The 5,198-nt window shown below is 70.2% G+C and carries 5 protein-coding genes; 3 read left to right on the top strand and 2 right to left on the bottom strand.

Translation table 11 applies throughout. The annotated features are described in order from the left end of the window. Together argH and ACFVTX_RS12185 are read left to right on the top strand one after the other, a co-directional pair. Positions 1-1,420, top strand: a 1,420-nt coding sequence (gene argH, locus ACFVTX_RS12190; protein WP_386900430.1) for an argininosuccinate lyase, incomplete at its 5' end; no start/stop codon positions are given. Further along, positions 1,417-2,046, top strand: a complete 630-nt coding sequence (locus tag ACFVTX_RS12185) for a DNA-3-methyladenine glycosylase (protein ID WP_386901132.1) — start codon at positions 1,417-1,419, stop codon at positions 2,044-2,046. The genes argH and ACFVTX_RS12185, both read left to right, overlap by 4 nt. Before the next feature lie 64 nt (positions 2,047-2,110). Here ACFVTX_RS12185 and ACFVTX_RS12180 read toward each other — a convergent pair whose 3' ends face one another. Together ACFVTX_RS12180 and ACFVTX_RS12175 are read right to left on the bottom strand one after the other, a co-directional pair. Continuing rightward, positions 2,111-2,716, bottom strand: coding sequence for a hypothetical protein (locus ACFVTX_RS12180; protein ID WP_386900428.1), 606 nt, complete (start codon positions 2,714-2,716; stop codon positions 2,111-2,113). Next, complete coding sequence (locus tag ACFVTX_RS12175) at positions 2,713-3,330, bottom strand: DNA-binding protein (protein ID WP_386900426.1); 618 nt, start codon at positions 3,328-3,330, stop codon at positions 2,713-2,715. The genes ACFVTX_RS12180 and ACFVTX_RS12175 overlap by 4 nt, the downstream gene beginning before the upstream one ends. Positions 3,331-3,443: 113 nt before the next feature. Between ACFVTX_RS12175 and tyrS the strand changes: the two genes are divergently transcribed. Next, positions 3,444-4,745 carry a tyrosine--tRNA ligase gene (gene tyrS, locus ACFVTX_RS12170; RefSeq protein ID WP_386900424.1) on the top strand — a complete coding sequence of 434 codons (1,302 nt, stop codon included), beginning with the start codon at positions 3,444-3,446 and terminating at the stop codon, positions 4,743-4,745. Positions 4,746-5,198: the final 453 nt, after the last annotated feature.

Genomic DNA, 5,198 nt, shown 5'->3' with positions numbered 1-5,198 from the left:
CGGCACCAATGAGGGGTCGCTCTGGGGCGCCCGCTTCGCGAGCGGGCCGTCGCCCGAACTGGCTCGCCTCTCGAAGTCGACGCACTTCGACTGGCAGCTCGCGAGCTACGACCTCGCCGGCTCCCGCGCGCACGCCCGCGCGCTCGCCGCCGCGGGCTACCTCGGCGCCGACGAGCTGGCGACGATGCTCGCGGGCCTCGACACCCTCGAGGCGCGGGTGCTCTCGGGCGAGATCGTCGCGGCCGAGACCGATGAGGACGTGCACGGCGCCCTCGAGGCGGCGCTCATCGGCATCGTCGGCGCCGAGCTCGGCGGCAAGCTGCGCGCCGGGCGCAGCCGCAACGACCAGATCGCGACCCTCGTGCGGCTCTACCTGAAAGACCATGCAGCGGTCATCGGGCAGCAGCTGGTGCACCTCATCGATGCGCTCGCGGCGCAGGCCGACGCGCACCGTACGGCGATCATGCCGGGTCGCACGCACCTGCAGCACGCCCAGCCCGTGCTCCTCGCGCACCACCTGCTCGCGCACGCCTGGTCGCTCAGCCGCAACCTCGAGCGGCTCGTCGACTGGACGAAGCGCGCCGACGTCTCGCCGTACGGCGGGGGAGCGCTCGCGGGTTCGACCCTCGGCCTCGACGCAGCCTCGGTCGCCCGCGACCTCGGGCTCAGCGCACCCGCCGAGAACTCGATCGACGGCACCGCGAGCCGCGACGTCGTCGCCGAGTTCGCGTTCGTGACGACGATGATCGGCATCGACCTCTCGCGCATCTCGGAGGAGATCATCCTCTGGAACACGCGCGAGTTCGGCTTCGTCACCCTGCATGACGGCTACTCGACGGGCTCGTCGATCATGCCGCAGAAGAAGAATCCCGACATCGCCGAGCTCGCGCGCGGCAAGTCGGGCCGGCTCATCGGCAACCTCGCGGGCCTGCTCGCGACGCTCAAGGCGCTGCCGCTCGCGTACAACCGCGACCTGCAGGAGGACAAGGAGCCCGTCTTCGACTCGGTCGAGACGCTCGAGGTGCTGCTGCCGGCGTTCACGGGGATGGTCGCGACGCTCACCTTCCACACCGATCGGATGGCGGAGCTCGCGCCCGCCGGCTTCTCGCTCGCGACGGATGTCGCCGAGTGGCTGGTGAAGCGGCATGTGCCGTTCCGCGACGCGCACGAGATCACGGGTGCGCTGGTGCGCTACGCGGAGGAGCACTCGCTCGAGCTCGACGCCGTCGACGACGCCGCGCTCGCGGCGATCTCGCCGCACCTCACGCCCGAGGTGCGGGGGGTGCTGACGATCGAGGGTTCGGTCGCGAGCCGCGACGGCATCGGCGGCACCGCCCCGGTGCGTGTCGACGAGCAGTTCGCCCGGCTCGCCGACCGCGTCCGTCACCTCGTCGCAGGCCTCCCCGAGGGGGCCGTCTGACGGCACCCTCGGCACGGCTTCTGACGCCTGATCGGGCGTTCTTCGAGCAGGATGCGGTGCACCTCGCGCCGCTCCTGCTCGGTGCCGTGCTCGGCTACGCCGCGCCCGACGGGGAGGTGGCGATCCGGATCTCCGAGGTCGAGGCGTACCGCGGCGTCGGTGAGGACCCCGGCTCGCACGCGTTCCGCGGACGGACACCGCGGAACTCGGTGATGTTCGCCGAGCCCGGCCACCTGTACGCGTACTTCAGCTACGGCATGCACGTGTGCCTCAACGTGGTCGCCGGTCCGGTCGGGCACGCTTCGGCGGTGCTGCTTCGCGGGGCGACGGTGGTGCATGGCGTCGAACTCGCGCGAGCCCGTCGCCCGGGTGTCGTCGACCGCGACCTCGCGCGCGGTCCCGCCCGACTGTCGCGCGCGCTCGGCGTGCCGCTCGATGCCGACGGGGCCGACCTGCTCGCCGTGCCGTTCGAGCTGCAGGTCGCCGCGTCGCCGTCGCACTTCGCGAGCGGGCCGCGCACCGGAGTGAGCGGCGACGGCGGGGGAGCGGCCTACCCGTGGCGGTTCTGGTCGCCCGGCGACGAGGGCGTCTCGCCGTACCGCCGGCACAAGCTCGCGGCCGAGTAGCGCCGGCGCACCCCGGCCGAGGCGGCGGCGGTCGCCGCTGCCGTTGCTGTCGACGCCGTCGCGGTCAGCGGATCGCGAGGTGCACGACGAGCGCCGCGGCGCACGCCCAGATGAGGCTCGCGAAGGTGCCGATGATGAACCGCTCGCGTGCCTCTGGCGCCTCGAGCTCGGTGAATCGGCCGACGCCCTTGATGGCCACGACGATGGCGAGCGCCTCGGGGAATCCGGCGATGATCGCCCCGGCCGATGCGATGCGTTCGAGCACGCCGATGGTGAGACCGCCCCGCAGTACTTCGCGTCGTCGTTCGACGGGGCGGGCGCCGGCGGCGGCGTCGGCGTCGACACGTCGATCGGTGACGATGATGCCGCCGTGGAGACCGGGGGAGACGGCGCTGCCCATGGCGAGGTCGAGTGCGGTGCCGGCGGCCGCGCTGCCGCCGAACACTGCGGTCGCGAGCCCGAGCACGACGACGAGCGGGGCGAGGCCGATCGGCGCCTCGCCGTGCGTCGTCGCGGCGGCGAGCATGGCGATGCCCAGGCTGCCGGTGGCGAACCAGACGAAACCGCGTCGCGGCTGTCTGGCGGCGAGGATGGAGAGCACCGCTGCCGCGATGAGCGAGAGCAGCAGGGCCGACCAGGTGATCGCGTCGGCGATGACGAACAGATTCATGGGCGGCGGGCTCCCGTCGAGGCATCCAGATTCTCAAGCAGCCTAGCGAGCGCGGGCACCGCGTCGAGCTCGGCGCGGATGTTCGCCGACTTCATGCGTGAGCTGATGGCCGGCGCGCTCACGCCGAGTTCGCCGGCGATGTCGGATTGGAGCGCACCGCCGACGATGCGGTCGTAGACCTCCCACCCCTGGTCGGAGCGGCGTTCGCGGAGGACGAGGGCGAGCTTGAAGAGCGCCTCGAGATGGGCGTCGTCTTCGGGGGCCGCGCCGGGCGCTTCGATCGCGAGGCGCGGGGTGCTCTTCTTGGCCCGTTCGACGGCGTCGCGCGCCGCGAAGAAGGCGTCGCCGCTCGCCTCCCGGATGTCGTCGGGCAGCGGTTCGCGCACGGTGCCGCAGCCGATGCCGACGCTCCATTCGCCGTCGCGGGTGAGTTCGAGCACGACGTCGACGGCGGTGCGGGCGTCGCTCGTGAGCAGTTGGATCTCGTCGCCGGCGTTGCGGGCGACGGGCAGGCGGAGTCGTTCGCCGTGCTCGCGCTGGAGCCGGTCTCGTTCGGCGCCGGCGAGGTCGGCGCGCGTTCGGCTCGCGACCTGGTCGGCGGTGATGACGATCATGACCACTCCTTCACCCTGCAGGCTTTATCGATCTGAAGATAAGCATACAGCATTAAACCGATCGCACTGAGGGATGGAACGTTCATCTCCCGCCCCGCTGATAATCTGGCGGGGTGTCAGACCCAGTGATCCTCTCCACCCAGCAGAACGACGCCTCATTCGACGACGTCTGGGAGGAGCTCGTCTGGCGCGGCCTCGTGCATGTGTCGACCGACCAGGCCGCGCTCAAAGAGCTTCTCGCGGGCGAGCCGATCACGTATTACTGCGGCTTCGACCCGACGGCGCCGAGCCTGCACCTGGGCAACCTCGTGCAGCTGCTCACGATGCGCCGCCTGCAGCTCGCCGGACACAAGCCGCTCGGCCTCGTCGGCGGCTCGACCGGCCTCATCGGCGACCCCCGGCCCACGGCCGAGCGCACCCTCAACACGAAGGAGACCGTCTCCGAGTGGGTCGGCTACCTCCAGGGGCAGGTGACGCGCTTCCTCTCGCAGGAGGGCGACAACGCGGTGCGCCTCGTCAACAACCTCGACTGGACGGCCGGGCTCAGCGCGATCGACTTCCTCCGCGAGATCGGCAAGCACTACCGGGTCGGCACGATGCTGAAGAAGGACGCGGTCGCCTCGCGACTCAACTCCGACGCCGGCATCAGCTACACCGAGTTCAGCTACCAGATCCTGCAGGGCTTCGACTACCTCGAGCTCTTCCGTCAGTACGGCTGCGTGCTGCAGACCGGCGGCAGCGACCAGTGGGGCAACCTCACGAGCGGCACCGACCTCATCCACCGCGTCGAGGGCGGCAGCGTGCACGCGATCGGCACGCCCCTCATCACGAACGCCGACGGCACCAAGTTCGGCAAGAGCGAGGGCAACGCCGTCTGGCTCGACCCCGCGATGTGCAGCCCGTACCGCTTCTACCAGTTCTGGCTCAACACCGACGACGCCGACGTCGTGACGCGCCTCAAGGTCTTCACGTTCCTCGGGCGCGAGCGCATCGAGGAGCTCGAGGCGCTCGTCGAGAGCGAGCCCTTCCGTCGCGAGGCCCAGCGGGTCCTCGCGAGCGAGGTCACCACGATGGTCCACGGCGCGGACGCCACGGCGGCAGTTATCGCCGCATCGCAGGCGCTCTTCGGGCAGGGTGAGATCACCGAGCTCGACGACGAGGTGTTCGAGTCGGCGCTCCGCGAGCTGCCGAACACGACGACCTCGCCCGACGCGCTCGTCGCACAGCTCCTCGCCGACACGAAGCTCGTCTCGAGCCTGAGCGAGGGTCGCCGTGCGATCACCCAGGGCGGTGTCTCGATCAACAACCGCAAGGTCGACGATGTCGCCGCAACGCTCGACGGCTTCGTCGAGGCCGGCGGCATGGCCGTGCTCCGTCGCGGCAAGAAGACGCTCGCCGGCATCTTCGTGGAGTGACCCGGCTCCGGCTCGGCGCGACAGCCCCGCATCGCATTCGCGATGCGGGGCCGTGCTGTTTCCCGGCGGCGCCCGGTGGTGGGGGACCGGCCGAACGCGGAAACCGCGGAAATCCGGGCGACACGCCCGGGATGCAGCATCGAGTTGCGCGGGTGGCTCCGGCTCCGTAAAGTATTCATCTGTTGCCCCACAGGAGCAGAGAGCGGAAGGCCGAGAGCCCCGCAACTCGCCCTCAAGCGGCACGGTTCCACACCTCGGATTTTCACGGGGTGTGAAGCATTCGGATGCGTCCCCCGGGATGACCGAATGGATACAACGAACAAGCCCCGGAAGATCGACCTGATTACTGGTCGTGAAGCGGGTGCGTCCGTTCCTTGAGAACTCAACAGCGTGCACTATGTTCAATGCCAATTTATTGAACCCCAACTGGTCCTTTTGGTCCGGTGGGATTCC

Origin of the sequence: Agromyces sp. NPDC058136, assembly GCF_042884375.1 — a bacterium.
In the GTDB taxonomy this organism is placed as follows: domain Bacteria; phylum Actinomycetota; class Actinomycetes; order Actinomycetales; family Microbacteriaceae; genus Agromyces.
The sequence above is the reverse complement of the archived record's forward strand: the minus strand, read 5'-3'. Positions and strand labels throughout refer to the sequence as shown.

Excerpts from the sequence above, each read along its gene's own strand:
- ACFVTX_RS12180 (WP_386900428.1), bottom strand. The coding sequence starts at position 2,716 with ATGAATCTGTTCGTCATCGCCGACGCGATCACCTGGTCGGCCCTGCTG.
- ACFVTX_RS12175 (WP_386900426.1), bottom strand. The coding sequence starts at position 3,330 with ATGATCGTCATCACCGCCGACCAGGTCGCGAGCCGAACGCGCGCCGAC.